Origin of the sequence: Weissella sp. MSCH1 (assembly GCF_045799135.1) — a bacterium.
Taxonomy (GTDB): Bacteria; Bacillota; Bacilli; order Lactobacillales; family Lactobacillaceae; genus Weissella.
The window spans coordinates 150,628-171,767 of the sequence record NZ_JBJMBA010000044.1; the positions used below are offsets into that span (position 1 = coordinate 150,628).

Annotated in this window: 13 protein-coding genes; all 13 read right to left on the reverse strand. The window is 45.8% G+C overall.

The window, feature by feature from the left end:
- Nucleotides 1–119 precede the first annotated feature (119 nt).
- Nucleotides 120–1,250: a hypothetical protein gene (locus tag ACJ28U_RS09460; protein WP_407619082.1), complete on the reverse strand. Its 1,131-nt coding sequence runs from the start codon at nucleotides 1,248–1,250 to the stop codon at nucleotides 120–122.
- A 15-nt stretch (nucleotides 1,251–1,265) separates the two neighbouring features.
- Nucleotides 1,266–10,985 (reverse strand): KxYKxGKxW signal peptide domain-containing protein, encoded by a 9,720-nt coding sequence (locus ACJ28U_RS09465; RefSeq protein ID WP_407619083.1) that lies wholly within the window; start codon nucleotides 10,983–10,985, stop codon nucleotides 1,266–1,268.
- 163 nt (nucleotides 10,986–11,148) lie between these two features.
- Nucleotides 11,149–12,066 (reverse strand): nucleoside hydrolase, encoded by a 918-nt coding sequence (locus ACJ28U_RS09470; protein WP_407619084.1) that lies wholly within the window; start codon nucleotides 12,064–12,066, stop codon nucleotides 11,149–11,151.
- A gap of 15 nt (nucleotides 12,067–12,081) precedes the next feature.
- The gene (locus ACJ28U_RS09475; protein WP_099088428.1) at nucleotides 12,082–13,134 is read right to left on the reverse strand and encodes an oxidoreductase; all 1,053 of its coding nucleotides are present in this window, start codon (nucleotides 13,132–13,134) and stop codon (nucleotides 12,082–12,084) included.
- A gap of 166 nt (nucleotides 13,135–13,300) precedes the next feature.
- Nucleotides 13,301–13,618 (reverse strand): DUF86 domain-containing protein, encoded by a 318-nt coding sequence (locus ACJ28U_RS09480; RefSeq protein WP_407619085.1) that lies wholly within the window; start codon nucleotides 13,616–13,618, stop codon nucleotides 13,301–13,303.
- Between the two features lie 70 nt (nucleotides 13,619–13,688).
- Entirely contained in the window at nucleotides 13,689–14,009 is a 321-nt protein-coding gene (locus tag ACJ28U_RS09485; RefSeq protein ID WP_407619086.1) for a nucleotidyltransferase family protein, read from the reverse strand.
- Between the two features lie 131 nt (nucleotides 14,010–14,140).
- The gene (locus ACJ28U_RS09490) at nucleotides 14,141–15,766 is read right to left on the reverse strand and encodes a peptide ABC transporter substrate-binding protein (protein ID WP_407619087.1); all 1,626 of its coding nucleotides are present in this window, start codon (nucleotides 15,764–15,766) and stop codon (nucleotides 14,141–14,143) included.
- Nucleotides 15,767–16,011: 245 nt separating this feature from the next.
- Nucleotides 16,012–16,788, reverse strand: coding sequence for a TIGR01457 family HAD-type hydrolase (locus tag ACJ28U_RS09495; RefSeq protein ID WP_407619088.1), 777 nt, complete (start codon nucleotides 16,786–16,788; stop codon nucleotides 16,012–16,014).
- A 9-nt stretch (nucleotides 16,789–16,797) separates the two neighbouring features.
- A complete protein-coding gene (locus ACJ28U_RS09500; protein ID WP_407619089.1) occupies nucleotides 16,798–17,445 on the reverse strand; it encodes a YutD family protein in 648 nt (215 codons plus the stop codon).
- Nucleotides 17,446–17,475: 30 nt separating this feature from the next.
- Nucleotides 17,476–18,852, reverse strand: a complete 1,377-nt coding sequence (locus tag ACJ28U_RS09505; RefSeq protein ID WP_407619090.1) for a bifunctional metallophosphatase/5'-nucleotidase — start codon at nucleotides 18,850–18,852, stop codon at nucleotides 17,476–17,478.
- 4 nt (nucleotides 18,853–18,856) lie between these two features.
- Nucleotides 18,857–19,477, reverse strand: coding sequence for a metallophosphoesterase family protein (locus ACJ28U_RS09510; protein WP_010375074.1), 621 nt, complete (start codon nucleotides 19,475–19,477; stop codon nucleotides 18,857–18,859).
- A gap of 17 nt (nucleotides 19,478–19,494) precedes the next feature.
- A complete protein-coding gene (locus tag ACJ28U_RS09515) occupies nucleotides 19,495–19,935 on the reverse strand; it encodes a phosphoesterase (RefSeq protein WP_099088432.1) in 441 nt (146 codons plus the stop codon).
- A gap of 1 nt (nucleotide 19,936) precedes the next feature.
- Complete coding sequence (locus ACJ28U_RS09520; protein WP_407619091.1) at nucleotides 19,937–21,022, reverse strand: M24 family metallopeptidase; 1,086 nt, start codon at nucleotides 21,020–21,022, stop codon at nucleotides 19,937–19,939.
- Nucleotides 21,023–21,140 lie beyond the last annotated feature (118 nt).

Sequence of the window (21,140 nt, forward strand, 5' to 3'; positions counted from 1 at the left end):
CAAATTTACGCTTCCCAATTAAAATTCCCATACAAAAAATCCCCCACAACCGCAAATTATACGGAAGTGGGGGATTTTGTCTAGGCAAGGTGTTAACTATTAACACCTGCAATAGTTAACTACTTATCACCATTAATGCGCGCTTGGAATTCTTTTTCGTTTTCCTTTTGACGACGCCAGAACGCTGCCAAAAGTCCAAACATACCAGCAACCATCAAGCTAGCAATGATAATGCCAATGTAGTTTTCCGATGCATTTTCAGTCATGTTAATTGATGCCTTGTTAACCTTAGCGTCATCCAACATATCATGAATACGATCAGCATCAGTCTTTGGTGCATTGGCAGTTGTTGCAACAACTTGATTGTCAGCTTTGGCAACACTTGCACCGTTACGCAACGCAACAGTCGCCTTGTTACCACGCGTTTCCGCTTGCTTAGCAGTCGTCGTTGTCACACCGTTTTGCACCATCTTTGTCACAACAGCACCCTTAGCAACTGACATCTTACTTGCTGCCACAGCAGTCGCACGAGACGTATTAACACTATCGTGATGTTCAGCCACAGTTACCTTAGTAGCCGGTACGTTCGTGTTCACAATTGTCTCACCTTGACGACCATCAACAACGCCACCATGGTTCATTGCATTCAACTCCGCCAAACGGTTTTGCACCGCCGTCAAAGCCGTACGCAATTCTGAAACAGTTGTATCAGTTTGATTAGCTAGGTCTTGCAAGTCCGTCACCATTTGAATTAAGTCACCAGCATTGTTTTGCAAGTTTGCTGGTACCTTAATGGCATTGGCTTGGTCAACAACCGCACGCAACGTTGCTTGTGCATTTGCAACCGCTTGCTCGTAAGCTTGCTTAGCCTTGGCAACATCACCAGGCACATACGTCTTAGCATTCAATGCGTCATCAACCGCACGCTTAGCTGCAACCACCGCCGCATCATCAGCCACATTCGCTGGTACAACAGTTGCATCTGCTGTTTGCAACTTAGCAACTGCTTCATCAATCGCTGACTTCGTACCAGTTTCCTCAGCTGCCTTAACGGCTGCGATGCGGTTCTTAACGTCATCATTTGCACCGTTCTTTACCGTCGCAACGGCAGCATCTGCTGACTTAACTGAAGCTTGGCGCACATCATCAACCTTCTTGATATCATCTTGCAATTGCTTACGCGCTTGCTCAATGTCAGTCTTGGTTGCTGTCGTGTTGTCAACTGACGTCAGGTCATGCAACTTTTTCAAATCATTTTGAATAGCTTACGTATTTTGATCAGCATACTTAGGTGAAACCGTTTGCCAATTCTTACCATCAGCATCGGCACTCGCCTTCGTATCAGCCAAAGCTTGCTTTGCTTGTGCAACCGCCGTTGCCAAACCGCTAATAGCTTGCTTTAGCTTACCTGTATCAACATTATCACTATTCAAAATATCATTAATTACTTGCTTAGCCTTCTGCACATCACCTGAATCGGCAACGTTAACGGCAACCGATTGATCAATGGCCGTCTTAACCTTGTTAATTGCATTGGCGATACCAGACTTCGCACCGTTTTCTAACATATTGTGCAAATTATTAACCGTGTTGTCGACGTCATTATCTGACATTTCCTTGTTCGACGTGTTGTTGTAGTAATGGTTACCGTCAACTGAAACCGCCGTATCGTCGATTGCTGGCGTATATGACACCACAAAGTCTTGAATGTTCATGTCATTTGGTGATGCTGCTTCAGCAAGAACCTGTGAGTATCCAATGACATTACCGTTTTCATCATATACCGGCACCATTTCAGGCTCAGCCGTGTCAGCATCGAAGCTTGAGACCCCGTTTTGCAAACCAATGTGGTCAAAGTAACCAGTTGCTGCCAACGCAGCTGACAAAGAATCATACGTCGTACCATCTGGGGCCGTCACCGTAATCTTCAAGTTATCCTTCTTAGCGGTTTGCTTTAGCACAGCATCGATTGGCGCAAAGTCATTGACGTTGATTTCAGCGTCAGACTTACCAGTTACCGTACCAAGTACCTTACCAGATACGTCCTTAACTTGAATCTTTTGACCATCCAATGGGGCATAAATAACCTTCATTTGCGTCGTGCCGGCTGCAAAGGTCGGGTTCGCCTTCACGGCATCTTCAAGTGAGGCATATTCCTTACCATCTGGAGCCACAACACGGTGCGCATAACCATCAATGTCCAAGTTTTCATCAACCTTGTTCATTTCAGCCAATGCATTCGAAACGTTAACCTTCGTATCCGTGTAACCTGTTGATACGATTGCCGCTGATACCTTTTCATCTTGTTGTAACTTAGCCAACGCATCCGAAACAGTTGTTAACTTTTGGGCATTCTTGTTACCAGTTGCTGGGGCTTCACCTTGCTTAAAGCCTGATTCCGTTCCCAACTTCACCACAACCTTGGCAGGATCTGGCGTGTACGTTACCAAATAGTTCGTACCGGCTGGCACACCTTCAACGTTAATCGTTGAACCGTCCGCCATCTTCACAACGTTACCATTCGCATCCGTTACCGTCGCTGTATAACCCGTCTTAACTGGCACATCAATGTTCTTAGCACCTGCTTGGACTGAAATATCAGCCGTTGGTAAGTAGATGACTGAGACATCACTACCTGCTGGCACATCAATTGTTGCACCCGTTGACGTTTCCGTCTTCGTACCATCTGGCGTAATCGTCGTCTTGGCACCATCTGGCGTCAATTCAGTGTATTGGGCGGTTCCAGAACCATCTGTCACAAAGATAAATGGCTTGTCACCGTGCTTAGGCACCGTCACAACTTGGGCGTTCTTAGCACCTGAAACATCGGCTGAGGCCTTACCATCGACCGTGTCCAATTGCACAACCTTTTGCTTACCATTAGCATCCGTCACAATCACAAAGGCACCATCACCATTTGCAACCGGAACGGACACTTGACCATTCGTTACTGGCACTTCTTGCTTCTCAACCGGCTTGTTGTTAGCTGGGGCTGACGTGGCCTTCAAAACGTTCATCGCATTTTGAATATCCGTCATTGTGGCATCGTCGCTTGCCAACAATGTTGACAACTGCTTACGGGCCTTAACAACGTTATCGTCAGTTGCATTCGCAAATTGGTCAACCAACTTAGCCCCATCAGCTTGCACGCCAGCCAACTTCTTTGTCATGTCCGCCAAACGATTGTTCACGTCTGTCAAGTTGGGCTGAAGTGCAGATGCGGTCGTATCAGATTGCTTTGCCAAGTTTTGCAAGTCAGTCACTTGTTGTGTCAAATCGCCCAACTTGTTCTTCTTGTCCATGGCAACTTGATCTTGCAAGTTGGCTGGTACCTTGATACCCGCCACAGCGTCGGTCACCTGCTTTAAGGCATCCTTCGCCGTTGCAACAGCCTTCTTGTAATCTGCGACCTTTTGCGCTGCCGTCGTTGGGTCATATGACGTTGCATTCAAAGCATCATCAACTGCTTGCTTAGCAGTCGTCACCCCGTCAACATCAGCAACGTTAGCTGGTACAACGGTGTCATTTGCGTTTTGCAACTTTGAAACAGCTTCATCGATCGCAGCTGTACCCTTGGCTGACTCGGCATCCTTCACCGCTTGAATACGGTCCTTAACGTCCTGGTTGGCGGCGTTATCACCCTTATTCACAGTCGCGATCACCTTATCAGCCGCATCGACAACCGTTTGACGTGCTTGCGCAACCGTCTTGATATCTGCTTCCAATTGCTTGCGAGCATCATCAATGGCCGTCTGTGTTGCTTCATCAGATGACGTCAATTCTTGCAAGTGCTTGATATCAGCATCGACCTTTGTCGTATCTTGATTAACATACTTGGCAACATTCGCGTCGTCAGACCAGTTCGTTACAACCTTGTTACCAGCGTCCTTAGCGACCGTGACATTCTTTGTCATCGCCGTAATGTCATCAGTAACCTTCTGTTGGGCCTTCTTGATATCAGCCAACGTCTTAGAATCGTCAGCGGCTGCCGTCTGCAATGCAGCCTTATCGTCCTTCAACGTTGCACCAGCTGCATCTGCTTGGTCAGTGATGTTCGTTGGTACGTCAGCCGTTGCAATCCCATTTGCCTCAGTAACCGCTTCTTCACGATTCTTCTGCAATGGCTTCAAGATACCATCAACGATATCTTGTTGTGCCTTGATGTCTGAAGCCTTAGTCGTTGCGTTGTTCTCCGGATCAGTCAAATCCTTCAACTTCGCAACCGCCGTTGCCAACGTATCTTGGTCATTCTTTGACAATTGCTTGATTTGGTCGTCCAAGTTAACTGGCTCAGCAACAGTTGCCTTACCCTTGGCAGTTGCCAACGCAGACTTAGCATCAGACACAGCCTTGTCCAAATCACCAAGTGCTTTGTTCAACGTATCTGTGTTCAAGTCCGTTTCATTCAAAGCATCGTTCACAGCCTTCTTGGCAGTATTAACAGCATCCGAGTCAGAAACATTGGTGGCAACCATCGTATCAACGGCCGTTTGAACCTTCTTAATTGCTTCTTCAATCTTCGTCTGCGTGCCTTCAGCAATCGCTTGCTTCAAACCGTCAACCGTCAATTCAACCTCTTTATCAAGATTAACGTTTGGTTGGGCCTTGTCGATTTCCTTATTTCCTTCGTCAACCGCGTCTTGACGCTTTTGCTCAACAATCGCAATATCATCCGCCAACTTTTGACGAGCATCATTAATGGCCTTTTGCGTTGCAGTTGTGTTATCAGCTGCTGTCAAATCGTTCAATGCCTTAACGTCGTCGTTAATGGCCTTTGTATCTTGATCAGTATACTTGGCCACATTCTTAGGGTCCGTCCAGGCAGCAACATCTTGCTTACCAGCCGTCTTTGCTTCTGCGACCTTCTTGATCATGTCTGCAACGTCGCCATCAACCTTTTGTTGCGCCTTTTGGATATCATCTAACGTTGACTTGTCATCAGCTACAACCTGCTGCAAGTTATCCTTGTCAGCTTGCAATGTTGACTTATCAGCTTGGTCAGCAATGTTGGTTGGTACCGTAGCCTTCACCGTCGTGTTAGCCGTGTCGATAGCATTTTGACGGTTTTCTTGCAAAGCCTTCAAAATACCATCAACGATATCTTGTTGTGCCTTGATGTCTGAAACCTTCGTCGTGTCGTTGTTAGCAGGATCAGTCAAGTTCTTCAAGTTAGCAACTGCCGTAGCCAACTTGTCTTGGTCATCCTTTGGCAACTTACCGATTTGGTCAAGTAAGTTAGCTGGCTCTTCAACAGTGGCTTGCTTCTTAGCAGCGTCTAGCTTGCTTTCGGCTTGCTTGACCGCGTCATCGTAATTATTCTTTGCCGTATCAACCTTGGCTTGATCATATGGATTTGCGTCCAATGCAGCATCAACTGCCTGCTTGGCACCAGCAACCCCCTTGTCATCAGCAATATTCTTTGCCACCACAGTTTCGTCAGCTACTTGTAGCTTAGCAACCGCTTCGTCAATTGCCGCCTTCGTGCCAGTTTCTTCGGCTGACTTCACGGCGTCGATGCGCGCCTTAACGTCATCATCCGTCGCATGGGTTACTGCTGTTACAGCCGCGTCAGCCGTACTTACAGAAGCTTGACGCTTTCCCTCGGCAACTTCAATGTCGTGTTGCAACTTCTGACGGGCACCATCAATATCTGATTGGGTAGCCGTCTTGTTGTCAGCTGACGTCAAACCAGTCAACGTTGCAATATCATCCTTGATTGTTTCATCTTGGTCCGTGTACTTAGCAACATTATCTGCCGTGTTCCACTTGTTGATAGCGCTATTTCCAGCTGACTTTGCATCATTAACCTTGTCCGTCATCGCCTTGATATCATCGGCAACCTTTTGTTGCGCCTTTTGAATATCAGCCAATGTTGACTTATCATCGGCTACAATCTTCTGCAAGTCATCCTTGTCAGCTTGCAGCGTTGAATTCTTAGCTTGATCAGTAATGTTAGCAGGTACATCAGCCGTTGCCACGGTCGTTGCATCTTGCACAGCTGTCTTACGCGCCTCTTGCAATGGTGCCAAAATACCGTCAACGATATCTTGTTGTGCCTTAATATCAGAGGCCTTCGTTGTGCCGTCGTTCTTAGGATCAGTCAAATCCTTCAAGTTAGCAACAGCCGTTGCCAACTTGTCTTGGTCAGCTGGGGCCAACTTCTTGATTTGATCATCCAAGTTTGCTGGTTCTTCGACAGTCGCGTTGTCCTTAGCCGTTTGCAAATCCTTATCAGCTTGCGCAACAGCACCTTGCAAATCAGTCATCGCATCAGCAATTGCCTTGTCATCCAATTGACTCTTGTTCAACAAATCAACAATTTTCTGCTTAGCAGTCACAACGGCTGGCACATCGTTAATATCTGAATCAACAATTGTGTTAACTGCCGTCTTAACCTTCTCTGCCGCCGTATTAATTTGTGCCGCCGTGCCACCGTTAATCGCAGTCGTTAACTCACCAAGTGAATCTGATACTAATTTATCATTTGCTTGATCTTTAGTAACACTACCGGCAACCGTATTACCATTCTTAACAGCATCGTCGCGAACCTTTTCAACCGCCTTCTTGGCCGTATCAAGAGCCGTCTTTACGCGAGTGTAGTCAGCTTGCGTGGCATCAGCTGGCAGTTCCGCCAAATCAGTCAACGCCTGCTTAACAGCTGACGTATCTTGGTCTGTGAACTTATCAGCTTCCTTAGCCCAATCGTTGGCGACATCCGTCACTTGTTGCTTAGCCGTTGTCACATTGTCTTGCATATCTTGCAAAGCCTTGGTTACAGCAGCTTGTGCAGCATCTAAGTCTGACGCCGTTGCATTGTCATTCTTTAACGTATTCTCCAACGCTGTCTTGGCAGTGTCATACGCTGAACCTGCAATTGCTTGATCAGCCACGTTCGTTGGTGTTGCGGTATCTGCCACAGCTTGTGCAGCATTCTTAGCCGTTTGCAAGTTCTTTTGCATATCTGCCAAATCATGTTGCAATTGGTCCAACTTAGGTTGCAACTCAGATACCTTCACGCCGTCCTTAGCCGCGGCCGTCGTCAAATCGGCAACTTCGTCAGTCAGTTGCTTTTGTGTATCCGCGTCCAACTTGCCAAATTGATCCTGCAAGTTTGCAGGAATCTTAGCCTTAGCCGCATCTTGCTTCTTTGCCGCCAAATCATCGGTAGCTTGTTGGGCTACTTGCTTCAATGCACTCGTTGCCTTAGCAACCTCGTCCATATCAACCGTGTTACCCTGTAGCAAATCAGCAATCTTCTGCTTAGCCGTCATAACAGCTGGTACGTCGTTGATGTCTGCATCAATCATTGTGTCGACAGCCGTCTTCACCTTATCAATTGCCGTATCAATCGCTGACTTTGTACCGCCAGCAATTGCTGTATTCAACTCATCAAGTGAATTTGAAACCAACGCATCCTTCTTTTGTTGGTCAGTCAATCCTGTAACCACGTCATTACCATTAGCAACTGAACCATTACGGGCGTCAGTCACCTTCTTGATGTCGTTTTGCAGTTGCGTTTGTGCGTCGGTAATGTCGCTAGCCGTTGAAGCACCATTCTTCATAACCGAATTCAAGTGATCGATATCACCTTGAATCGTCGCCAAAGCATCAGTCTGGTCAGTATAAAGCTTAGAATTGTTACTCCAGTCAGTCACAATCTTGTTCGCGTCAGTCTTGGCCTTCGTCACAACATCCGCCATTGAACTCAAATCAGTCGCTACTTTTTGCTCAGCTTCTTGAATTTGTGTCAACGTACTATCGCCATTATTAATAATGGTCGTCAAATCGTTTTGATCTTTTTGCAATTGCGTAATGGCTGCAGTTTGATCAGTCGCGTTATCAGGTACCTTTGTTGCAGCAACCGTCTTTCCCTTAACGATTTCAGCATCACGCGCATCCGTTAACTTCTTCAACTCATCAGTAACTGCTTGTTGTGCCTTCGCAATATCGTCAGTCGTTGAGTCAGTATTATCAACAACTGCCTGCAAGTGTTGCTTAGCTTTGTCCAAAGCCGTTTGGTCCTGATCACTAACATTAACCGGTGTCTTTGCATTCGCAACAGCTGATGCAGCTGAACCAGCGCTGGCAACCGCTTGCTTGGCTTGAGTAATCTTATCCTTCAATCCTTGCAATGCTTGGTCAATTGCAGCCGTGTTAGTAGGATCCTTTGTTAACAGGTCAGTTACCTTGGCAATTGCATCAATCACGTCTTGCACGTTCATCACACTCTTAGGCACATCAACTGCTGATACCTTAGCCAAGTTTTTTACACCTGCATTAATGTCCGTCTTCGTGTGTGAATCGTCCTTCGGATCTGACTCACCTGTCAAAACTGACAAAGCTGACTTGGCGCCATCAACCAAAGCGTTCTTAACCGTGTTTGCAGCAACCGCTGTATCAGCTGTTGTAATGGCATCCTTACGATTTTGTGTTGCGATCCCAACCTTGTTCTCCAAATCAACCTTATCATTGGCGATATCTTCAGCCGTTTGACCACTTGCAATATCTTCATTGATCTTGCTCTTAGCAGTCATTACGTCAGTGTCATCAGAAATGTTTTTGTTGATTGAAACAGAGTTCTTTGTAATTTCCTTCGCCAAATCGATTTGGTTTGATGCGTCAGTAGCCAATGCTGACACATCATTAGCACCTTGCATAATCTTTTGCAATGCATCTTGCACATCAGCAACCGTCGTCAAATCTACTGAACCATCGGCGATTGTTTGCAATGCAGCAATCTTATCAACTGCTTGCTTGCGAATATCTTGCATCTTTGTCAAAACAGACTGCACGTCGATTGATGAAGGATCCTTATCAATCATCGCTTGCAAATCAGCGATAGAATCGTCGATAGCCTGCAACGCCGTCTTGGCATTCGTCACTTGGTCAGTAAAGTCATCTTGGTTAACAACATACTTAATTGCCAAGTCGCCTGAACCAGCGATGGCACTCATCACACTTGATGGATCGATCTTGAAACCAGGTACGTCAGGTGCAACGTACGTAACACTCATTCCTGAGTCTGCGCTCAACGTTGTCTTTGCGTCAGTAATCTTAATCTTTTCACCAACAACGGCGTTAACCTTAGTATCCGGCAACAATGTGTCATCATTCTTGCCGAATTTGTAGCTAACATTGACGTCAGCCGTGGCGTTTGTTCCTTGGAAGTATGAGATACCACCGAAGAATGAATTTCCGTTACCACCATTCGCAGCATACAGCCCAACTGCCATGTAGCGATCGACAGTCAATGTGTTGGTGACAGTTCCAATTACCTTCGTCATAGCTGAATCTGAGTATTCAGTGTATGTCAGCTTTGCCGTTACAGTCCCATCTGCATTCAAAGTAGGATTTTCCCACTTGTAGTCGAAGTACACACCCTTGTACATATCGCCTTGTGCCGCGCTCTTTGTTCCATCAGTCATATCAGCGGTATTTGATGTATTAGTGGTTTTCGCAACACTAGATCCATTTGCTTCAGTTGCCCATGCATACCCTGCATCGGTCGTACCAGCAGTACCAGCACCGTTCTTACCACCAGCCAAATATCCGCCATCATTCGTCTGACGAATATGTACCAACAGTGAATTAACATCTCCCGCGTTATTGACATACATATCTCGGCCGGCAATAACAGCATTCTTAATCGTTGCAATGGCATCATTATTATTCAATGAATTCGAACCAGCGATTGAAGGCGTTCCCATAACAGTTGGCTGTACGGGAGCCATTACAACACCAACAGCTTGTGCCCCAGTTACTGACGTAGATGCTCTTACGGCACCTGTGGTTTGGTCAATGCTTACAAGACGGTAGCCACCTTTAATTTCGAACCCCTTTAGAACGTCCAATTGTGACTGATACGAAAGCGTCCCACCTTCATTTTTAACTTCCGGAACTAACGCCTTCCAATCAATGTCATCTGTCTTTGATTGAGATGGTAATACCTTATTTGCAACTGAGTTGGCCGTCTTAATGGCATTCGAAACACTACTTGGAATATCATTGTAGTCTGGCTTACCTGACATCGCTGCAGACACCGCCGCACTAACCGACGTAGTCAAGCTAGAGCTAGTTATACTTTTATTCGTAGCCTTGTAATAACTAGTGTAATAACTGGTGTAGTAGTTTCTAGACGATGCTAATGATGAATCATAGGCAGATTGTGAGGTCACCCCGACCATGCTGTACGCACCTGACCTAAAACTTGAATTCGTCACATCAACGTCAGACAAATTCGTGATATCACCCGTTTGGTTAAAGTAATTATTAACTTGCGATGATCCATTATATGAAAATGACGTGTGGTTTTGTGCAGAATCCGTCTTAATGTATGAAGAAGCTGCAATCGTACCCGACGTTGAAACGGCTGGTACAGATGCTGACTTTGCCTTTGTTGAAGACGTGTAAGCTGCATTCATTTGTACAGCAGTCACCGCTGAGTCCGGTGTCGTTGTCTCTGCATCTGGCGTTGTTCCCAATGCATACGCCTTTTCACTCTCCGTGTCTTTAACCGTCACCGCATCAGCTGGCACAACCACGCTACTTGCCAATGATTGTGACGCAACTGAAGAAGCGTCTGATGACACTGCAACAGACACTGATGATGCTGTTGATGAAACTGACTCAGTCACAACTGAGCTTGCTACTGAAGATGAAACAACGACGCTACTTACGACTGATGATTCTGACGTAGCAGAAACTTCAGCGCTCACTGAAGAAGCAGGTGCTGGCGTTGCACTTGCACCTAACACAACTGAATTCGTTGTGGCGTTATTAGTTGTCGCAGCTGGCGCTTGGCTGTCAGCTACTGGTGCAACAGACGAATCTACCTCATCCGCTGATGCATCCCCAGAAGCCATCATCAAGCCACCCAACAGTGAAATCGTGGCCATACCAGCGACTACCCAGCGCTTTCCGGCCTTGTACATCTTGTAGTGAGACTTCACTTCGAAGTTATCCTTATTCATACTAAATTGTCGCATTATTCTCGAACCCTATATATATCTCTTACTCTTTGTAAAAAACATTTTAAGTCCGAATTGTGAACAGAGTATGAATTTAGGGAATTTTGCTTACAAAAAATACGGGATTGTGTACCACCAGCGAAACAAAAAACGCTATCCTAGTTTGGATAGCGTTTTCATCTTAATAGGCTGTTAACGAACGTAAGATTAGGTCGACAAACTTGTCGTTATCTAACGTTGTCATCAACGTCGCATTCGGTTGCTTGCCCGTCATATGGTGTTGGTCAACAACCAAGTGGCCACGCGTCAACTGCCCCTGCGTTTCAACGTCCACATAGTAATCAGTCCCACTAAACATTGAAGGATCGATCAAGTACGCAATCACTTCCGGGTCGTTTAACACCACCGGTGCCGTTCCACTGTAATCGCCATAATGGTCAATCAAATCTGCCGCGACTTGCGCGACTGGGTTATCAACCGCGCGCATCTTAGCAACCGTTTCAGCCGTGATGACACCTTGTTCCGTCAAATCACGGGTAATCATCACAACCGGCACACCACTATTCACAACGATTTTTGCGGCTTCCGGATCAATTGAAAAGTTGTACTCCACACCTGGGTAACGATTACCTGTGTTAATCGCACCACCCATCAACACAATCTTTTCAATCTTGTTGTGTAATTCTGGGTGCGCTGCCAGCAATAACGCCACATTCGTCACCGGACCGCTAATCGCAATCACCATTGGTGCATCAGCTTCGCGCAACGTCTTGGCCATCAGCTCAATCCCTGACAATTCTGAAGGCGCAAACCCAGGTTCTGGGAAGTCCGCCCCGTCCAGACCAGTGAACTCACGCCAGTTATCGGCCAACCCAAATGGTTCAACCAATGGCTTAGTTGCGCCATGTGCAACCGGAATATCCGTTCGTCCCAATAACGTCAGTGCCTTCATCGCATTGCGTTGCACATTTTCAACGGTCTGATAAGCAACCGTCGTTGAAATTGCCTTAATGTTTACCTGCTCAGTGTTCGCCAACGCCAACATCAAACCGAAGAAATCTTCATGGCCTGGATCACAGTCCAAAATAATATCTGTCATATCGTCATCCCCAAATTAGTTAAAGTATTGCATGTGTGGCCCTTCAGCCTTGAAGCCAGCGTCCAAAATTTCCAACTGTGTCAAAATTTGCTCGTCCGTTACTTCCTTCTCAGCCCCATGCAAAATAACGTCGACACAGTTTTGGTACATCAAGCCGTAGTTACCACGTGGCGTCTCCATCTTGTGTTCAACTGGATCACCATACGCATTGATATACGTTAACTTCCCGTAGTTATCTGGATTATCGGCCCCAAAATTAGGCTCTGATGGTGAAATACCAGCCAAGATATCATTTTCTTGTGCATCCATACCATACTTAATGAATGAGCCATTCGTGCCATGCAAAATGTACTTTGGATATTGGTCTGCCACCAAGAAACTCGTCTTAATCTTGGCGCGCAACTTGCCATAGTGCAATGTCACATCAAAGTTATCGTCAACCCCTTCTGGATTTGTGACTGACTTGATGTCGTAAGCCACGGCTTCTGGCTTACCCCAGAGCTTAATGATTTGGTCCAACGGGTGCACACCATAACCGTAGAAGGCACCATCAATTTGCGTGCCTGGGTTTGAAGCTGCCCCTGGACGGAAGTAATCGAAGTGTGACTCGAATTCGATTGGTTCCCCAATAAAGCCGTGATCCAACACATATTGCAGCTCCATGAATTCACCATCGAAGCGACGATTTTGGAATGGTGTAATCAACAAGCCCTTCTCGTTCGCCAATTCAATCAATGCCTTCCCCTCGGCCACTGACGTCACGAATGGCTTTTCAACCATCACGTTCTTACCGGCTTCCAACAAACGCTTGGCCAACTCAAAGTGAGATGGTGCCGGCGTGATAACTGACACAAATTGAATCTCTGGGTCATTCACCACGGCATCCAAGTCATCCGTAAATTGAATACCACGCGCAACCAACGCATCCTGTTCTGCAGGTCGCTTGTTCAATGATGGCGTGTAAATCGTCTTAATTGTCACGTTTTCGTTCTCTAGCAAATATGGCAAGTGATAACGATTTGCACTGTTTCCGAAGCCTACCAAGGCCATTACTAATTTATCTGACATGTTTATTACTCCCCGAATCAATGAATTTGTTCATTTATTAACAAGGTTAATTGTAAGCGGTTGCATTGCGATAAGCAATCAAATTCACAGAATGTTCAAAAAAGGTGGATAACTAATACGAACATTCCGCATTAGTTATCCACCCACTTCTTTGAGCACACTATTCTTACTTTTTTGTTCTGCCGTTAGCAGGTGCATCTAGATACATAGAATCACTTGTCACTAACTTTTGAACGGTTTGACGCAAATCTGGAATATCTTCACGATATGTGTCCCATATTTCAATCGGATCCATGACCCAATAACCATGCGCAAAGTGATTTCGCATTCCCGCTATAAAGGGCCACGGAATTTGCCGCTCCGTATCTGCCTTTAACTCTTCTGATAATTGCGCTGCCAGCTCGCCAATGCTTAACAACGCCATTGAAATAGCATTATAAAACACTGAGTTATTTACAAATTTTTTAAAGTCGTAATCAGCCATCTAAGCCGCTTCGTCCGCTTCCCCCATATACTTAAGCATCAACGAAAGTGCCTGGCGATTCGTTAGTTTTTCACCCAAAGACAATCTCCTTATTTGATCGAATACCGTCGACGATAAACTTTCGATGTTCTTGGTTATAAGCCACATCTAAACTTTCCATCGAAATCAAATCCACACGCTTGCCCAGTGCCTGTTCAAGAGCCTGTCGAAAGCGCTCCACAGATATCAGGCCTTTAACTTTTGAGCCTTCATGTTGATACAAAAAATCAATGTCACTTTCCTCAGATGCCTCTCCCCTAGCATATGATCCAAAAAGAATCATTTTTTTAACATCAAATTCTTTTGCAACTGGTGCAATTCGTGAACCAATCTCTGTTGAAGAATAAATCATTCGAACCACCTCCCAATCTTTAACCCTACTATCTCATGAGTGAAATCAAAAACCCACCATTAGCTATAAAAAAAACGACCAACCCACATCACTGTGGACTAGCCGTTTCAAAATCTTTTTAACTGATTAGCCTACTTCTTGTAAGCCCACTTCCAGTCGAATGGTGCACCAGTTGGGTTTGAGACAACACCCTTAACTGATTGACGGTACAACGTTGCGTATGATTGGTAGTAAAGTGGTGCGACACCGACTTCCTTCTCAATCGTTTGCTCAGCTGTCTTGTAGTCGTCGTAACGCTTGTTCTCATCGTTTACATCAGTCGTCTTAGCGGCCTTTTCAGCTGCATCGTAGTCAGCGTTTGACCAGCTACCGTTGTTGAATGATGAATCAGACGTGTACAAATCCAAGAATGTTGATGGATCACCGTAGTCAGCTCCCCAGGCTGAGATAACAAGATCAAACTTCTTATCTTGTGAGAAGGCCAAACGTTGCTTAAATGGTACTTGCTTGATGTCGATGTTCAATCCTGACAAGTTTTCCAATTGTGATTGCAAGAATTGCGCCGTGTTCTTAGCCTTATCCGTATCGTCAGTCAACAATTGCAAGCTAAGCTTCTTCTTGCCAACTTCCTTCAATCCTTCAGCAAACAACTTCTTAGCCTTTGACTTGTTGTAGCTAATGGCACCCTTCACAGCCGCTGACTCCGCAAAGTCCTTACCTGTGTTTGGATCCTTAGCCAAGTTCTTGGCCGTCAACGTCGTGGCCGGAGTTGCGTTACCCTTCAACACCTTGTTAGACAAAGTCTTACGGTCAATTGCGTATGACAAAGCTTGACGAATCTTAACGTTCTTAAGTGCTGGTACCTTCTTCTCATTAAACTCCAAGTAGAACGTTGAAGCCATTGGAATAACCTTGTAATCCTTACGCTTTTGTGAGGCACGCACTTGGTCTGATGACAAGTAAGCCAAATCAAGCTTGTTACCCTTGTACAAGTTGTAACCCGTGTTTTGGTCCTTGATGGTTTGAATCTCAACCTTTGGCGTCTTCACTGCGTCAGCATCCCAGTAGTTCTTGTTCTTAACCAATGAGTACTTGTTGTTTGAACCAGTCCAGCCCTTCAATACAAACGGACCTGAAGCCAACGTGTACTTGGCTGCCGTACCATACTTGCTACCAACCTTATCCACGAAAGCCTTGCTTTGTGGATAGAATGGCGCCATCGTCAAAACTGACTCAAGTTGTGGCATTGGCTTTTCAAGGGTCACTTCAAGTGTTTGATCATCAAGCGCCTTTACGCCCAAGTCATCCAAGTTCTTATCCTTACCTGATTGGATTGCATCCGCATTCTTAATTCCTGAGAACAAGTACGCATATTGTGATGCCGTCTTAGGATCATTCGTACGTTGCCAACCATAGACGAAATCTTGCGCCGTGATTGGATCACCGTTTGCCCACTTCAAGCCTGAACGCAACTTAAACGTGTACGTCAAACCGTCATCAGACTTTTGCACAGACTCAGCCAAGGCCAATTCAGGCTTGTTATCCTTACCGTTACGGTACAAACCATCACCTGTGGCTTGCAAAGCATCAAAGTCAACCGATGCTGTTGCCTTTGATGGATCAGCAGTTCCCAAGTCAGCCGTTTCCATCCAGTTAATTGTCTTATACGTTGCTGCTCCTGCAGACAATGGTGCCAAGGCTGATCCCAAAATCAATGCCGTTGACAACAAAGCCGAAGTCTTTACTACCTTATTCATAATTCGTTCCCCGTTTCACTTGCACTTATATTATGTTCATTAGAATACTATGAGAAATAGTAAGTGTCAACAACGTTATTCTTTAATTTCTCATTTATATCTAGACATACGCTCATAAACGCCCGTATGAAGGCATTCTTAAAAATGAGAGACCTTTTAATTTGTCAGAAAACCTGACATCAGAGACCTAAATGACGTAAAAAAAGTACGGCCGTGCCCTCGCATCAGTCGTACTTTTTAATCTATTATTTGATTTCCCAATCGTCCAATGAATCGACTTCATGGGTTGGCTGCTTATCAGCCGCAGCAACTTGCTCTTTCGTTGAAACACCTGTATAGACCAGTAATGTATCAATGTCAGCATTAATGCCCGCCAAGATATCTGTGTTGTAATTGTCACCAACCATCACCACTTGGTCAGCCGTCAAACCAGTTCGGCGCAACGCCCCCGCCATAATAATGGTTTCTGGCTTACCAATGACAACTGGCTTTTGTTGCACCGCTGTTTGCAAAGCGGCCACCAACGTACCGGCACCAGGTAACATTCCCCGTTCATTAGGCAAGTTCGTATCAACATTGGTTGCAACGAACTTAGCACCATGCTGGATGGCAAGGGTGGCTTGCACTAACTTCTCATAGTTAATATCACGATCCAAGCCAATAGCGACCGCATCAGCAGGCCCTTCACTTACCAACTCAAAACCCTTTGCTTCCAAAGCCACCTGCAAACCAATTTCACCAATCATCAAGACACGCTTAACGTCTCCTAACTCAGCCAAATAATCTGTTAAAGCCATCGCACTCGTGTAGACTTGCTCTGCCGTCGTGGGAATATCGTGATTATCCGTTAAATTGGCAGCAACTTCATCAGGTGTCTTCGTTGAATTGTTCGTCACAAACAGATATTGCGATGACGATTCAGTCAAGCGTTCAATGAACCGTTTCCCTGCTGGAAAGCGCTTCGTCCCTTGATAAATCGTCCCGTCCAAATCAATAAAATATCCATCGTAGTGTTGTGCCATGTTAACTGATTATCCCTTCGTTTCTGTGGTTTGTCGTTCGCGAATCTGGAAACGGCGGCGCTTTTTATGCCCCTTCGTTTCAACAGTATTCGCCCGTTCCTTCACATGCTTTGCCTTATTACCAGCTGGCTTCGTCTTCTCCGCCACTGCCGGTCCCTTTGGCTTACTCTTGTGATGCTGGTTATTACCGCCATCCTTGTTATTTGAATGGTTCGCGTTGGTATTTGACCGACGTTGACGACGACGCTTACGATGAACCGGGTGTTGTTCATCTTCGCCTTCATCAACATCATGTGGTTCAAGGTTTTCTAACACGAAATAGGGCGCCCCGAAATTAACTTCTTCATATAAGTAGTCTTGCAAGGCTGAAATTTGTTGACTGCGGGCGACACCAGTAGCACCGTCCTTATAAAAGCCATGCAACCGTAATTGATCAGCCGCAATGTCACCAACTAGAAAATCATATTTTTCCAGGAAGTCACTAAATCGGGCCGCCATTTTTTGTTGATCATAAGCTTCGCGGTAGTTATGCACTAACCGGTAACTCCGCTCGTTGATAAAAATGACGTCAGATGTTTCACCAGTTGTGATGGTCGTTGCTTCTTGGCGCTTAATGAATTGCTCCTCAGCAAGTTCTTTCATCCGTTCGCGATCCATGTTGTGGGCCTCCTTTCTGCTATATTTTATTTAAGGTGTAAACGTGTCAGCCAAATAGGCTGCAAAGTCCTCACGAATTACTGTATCATATGACATCACGTTCTGTCCCGCGATTTCCAAAGTTGGGAAATACGGAATAAACATGTAATGATCTAACCCACCAATTGTGTACGTGGCCGCCATATCGAGTGGCTGTCCATTAACGAGAACATCCCCATTTGCTAAGACAGTTAACCCAGCCCACACAACTTCACCCCAGGCCTCGCCACGGAAGCCCATGCCTTTTAGCCGATTAGGTCGTAAGAAGTTGCGGTTCTTTTCAATTTCATGGGCCAGTCGCCACAAATCACGTCCTGCCAACGTTGAACGCATTGGATGCACCGCATGTGGTAACAAGGCGTGCAAATCCTTGGCAGTGACTAAGCCAGCTGGCAAATCATGCAGGAACAAGCCCGTCGATAACATCGCCACATCTGTGTGCGTGCGCTGCATCAATGCGGCTAGTCCCAAATCAATCAAACGATGTTCACCACGAATGTCCGTTGTGTACGCCGTTGGCAAGTCTGCAATCACCCGCTTCGCTAGTTGTTGTTCACCACTAGTTTGATACCCAGCAATCTCAATCTCATCTTCATGCACAGCTGGCAAATCATCCGTGACTACTGTACGGGCCTGCATGTGGACCAACTTGCCATCTTCAATTTCTAATTCAATGCGGCCGATATGATCCCCATAACGTCCAGCCGCCGCAATTAACGAATTGCCCCGTTTCTCACCATGTTCCAACAGATGGTGCGTATGGGCACCAATAATCACATGCAATTCTGGATAATGCTCGGCCAAGTATCGATCGGTTGGTAACCCTAGGTGTGAAAGCAAGATATTAATATCTGTTTTACCAGCCAATTCCGGCAAAATACGTTGTAGTGCACTGTCAATTTCTTCTGGCATCCAATTTAATAACGGTAGTGTCAAAATAAACGGCGCCGTGAACCCAAGTACGCCAATCCGGGTACCCTGTGGCGTCGTAATAATGCGGTAAGCGACTGCCCAATCCGGAATGTTACCGGTCGTTTTATCCGTGATGTTACCTAAAACAACCGGAAAATTGGCCTGGTCATACAAGTGATTTAAATCATCATGCGCTAAGCCTAAGCCTTCGTTATTGCCAATCGTCACAGCATCATAGCCAACTTCATTCATCAAGGAAACGTTGGCTTGCCCCATCGTTGCTTCGGTTAGCGGGTGTTGGCGATCCAAAAAATCACCAATATCAAACGTCAAGACGCTAAAGCCATCGCGTCGTAACTGACGTTTGCGCGTTAATAAATAGCGCCGGATTTTAGGCCAACGCTCTAAATGCGAGTGTAAGTCATTCGTATGTAAAATCGAAATTTTATCTCGCATCTAGTTACCTACGCTTGGCGAAATCATCATGCTTTCGTTGAATAATTAATTCAATTTCGTTCATTGTCAATGGTGTGCTCCAGGCTGGCCGTTCGTCAGCCATCAAGTAATCCAAATCGGCACTATCCACACCGACATTAATATTTTCTTGGACTGGCACGCTGTAATGGTGAATGTGCCCGTGCAAATTAATGCTACTTGGTGTTTGACCAAACATCATTGGATAGTGTGTCAAAAAGAATTGGTGGTGATTGGCCTTAATAATGCGACCAACATCTTCGAATTCATACTTCGGCTTACCGTCTGATAGCACCGGATTGTGAGCGGCCAAATACTTAAACAATGCCCGCGAATCATGGTTTCCCTTGATAATCACAATGTGTCCGTTTAATTGTTCCAAGATACCAGCAATCATTTCATGCCCTAACTTGGCTGGACGAATGTGGTTCACCATGGCAATATCGCCCAAATGGTACACCGTGTCCGTTTCACCAACCCGGTCGTTCCAGGCCTTAATCATTGCAGGGTGCTCATCTTCTAAGAAGTTAAATGGGCGAGGTGCAAAATTATTACTTTGCAAAAGTTCTTCATGGAAGAAATGCGTATCAGAAGTAAAATATTCCATTTTTCTCTAACCCTCTTTTAGCGGAGTCGTCCGCCATCATAACTATTAATCCACTTTTCAAACGCAGCAAAATCTTCAGGAAAAGCATTTACGCCACCAAAGCGTAAGACATCCGGTTGATCATCGAACTGAACAATTAAGCCCCACTCATCGGTTGCGCCTGGCTGTACTTGCCGATAATCCGCCTGCCAATTTGGCAAAGTTGCCATTAATTTTCGTTCAATGTTTGGCCATTGAAAGGAAACGTCCTGCCACATTGTCGCGAACTGACGCCATTTGGCATCAGTGGGTTGGTCACGCCTAAAGACAAAGGTCGGATCCGTGACATCCATAATCGGCGCTTTCATTGTCGCAGGTACGCGCAAATAAAAAGCGTGCTGATCAGTCTGCTTTGCGTAAATATAATCAAATCCCGTCGCTAAATTACCACGATAAAATTCAAAATATTGTAGTGCCATCTTATTTATCAATCACAATCAAGTCAGTTTGGATACCTGCCGTCAAGTTTTCAAACCCGTCAGCCGTCACCACAACATCATCTTCAATCCGCACGCCACCCTTGCCAGCAACATAAATACCTGGCTCAATTGTTAATAGTATGCCTTCACGGACAACATCTTCAGCTGGTGAACTAGCTGATAAGATTGGACCTTCGTGAATGTCCAAACCAATCCCGTGACCTGTGGCGTGGTTATATTCCTTGCCATAACCGGCTTCCGTGATAATATCACGGGCAACCGCATCCAATGCCGCATTCGCAACACCTGGCTTAACTGCGTCAATCGTGGCGCGTTGCGCAGCCAACGTCACGTCATAAATGCGCTTTGATTCTTCATCAAGCTCACCAAAAGCTAACGTACGCGTGATGTCTGACGTGTATCCATCGACAAAGTAACCAAAGTCAATCGTCACTAGCTCGCCCGCCGCAATTGGCTTATCTGAGTATGTGCCGTGTGGCAAAGCACCACGGTACCCTGAGGCCACAATTGTATCAAATGAGGCTTTGTCGGCCCCTTTTTCCTTGATAATGCGATCCAACAAGTTAGCCACTTCGCGTTCAGTCATACCAACGTGCAACTGCGGTACCATCTCATTAAAAGCCGCCACGGCCACGTCAGCTGAACGGCGCAACTTAGCTAACTCGTCAGCATCCTTCACTTCTCGAATGGCTTCAAGTAGCGCAGGTACTGGTGCGATATCAACACCCACAAAGTTTTCATCAAGGAAATCAAAGTCGCGGAATGGTAGCGTGTCTTCGAAGCCCAAGTTTTCAATTTTAAAGCGCTTCGCAGCCGCCATTGCCACACCCCAGTAATCACGGGTAATCAACAGTTGCGTGCCTTCATCCAGGCGCTCACGATACTCTTCCTCGTAGCGGGCATCCGTAATCAAGGCGGCATTTTCACGACCGATTAGAACCAAGCCGTCACCCGTGCCACCTTCAAAACCAGTCAAGTAACGCATGTTTGTCCCATCAGCAATAATCATCCCGTCGATTCCCAGCGGTTCGAATAGGCGACGGACATTTTCAATTCGTGTATTCATCTGCATTTTCCTCGTTTTCTTAATGTTTCCATTATAGCAAATTGTCATAGGCTCCGGCCGGATATGGTCAGAATGACACGCAATATTGATTTCGTCCCGCAAATTTTAAACTTTCGAC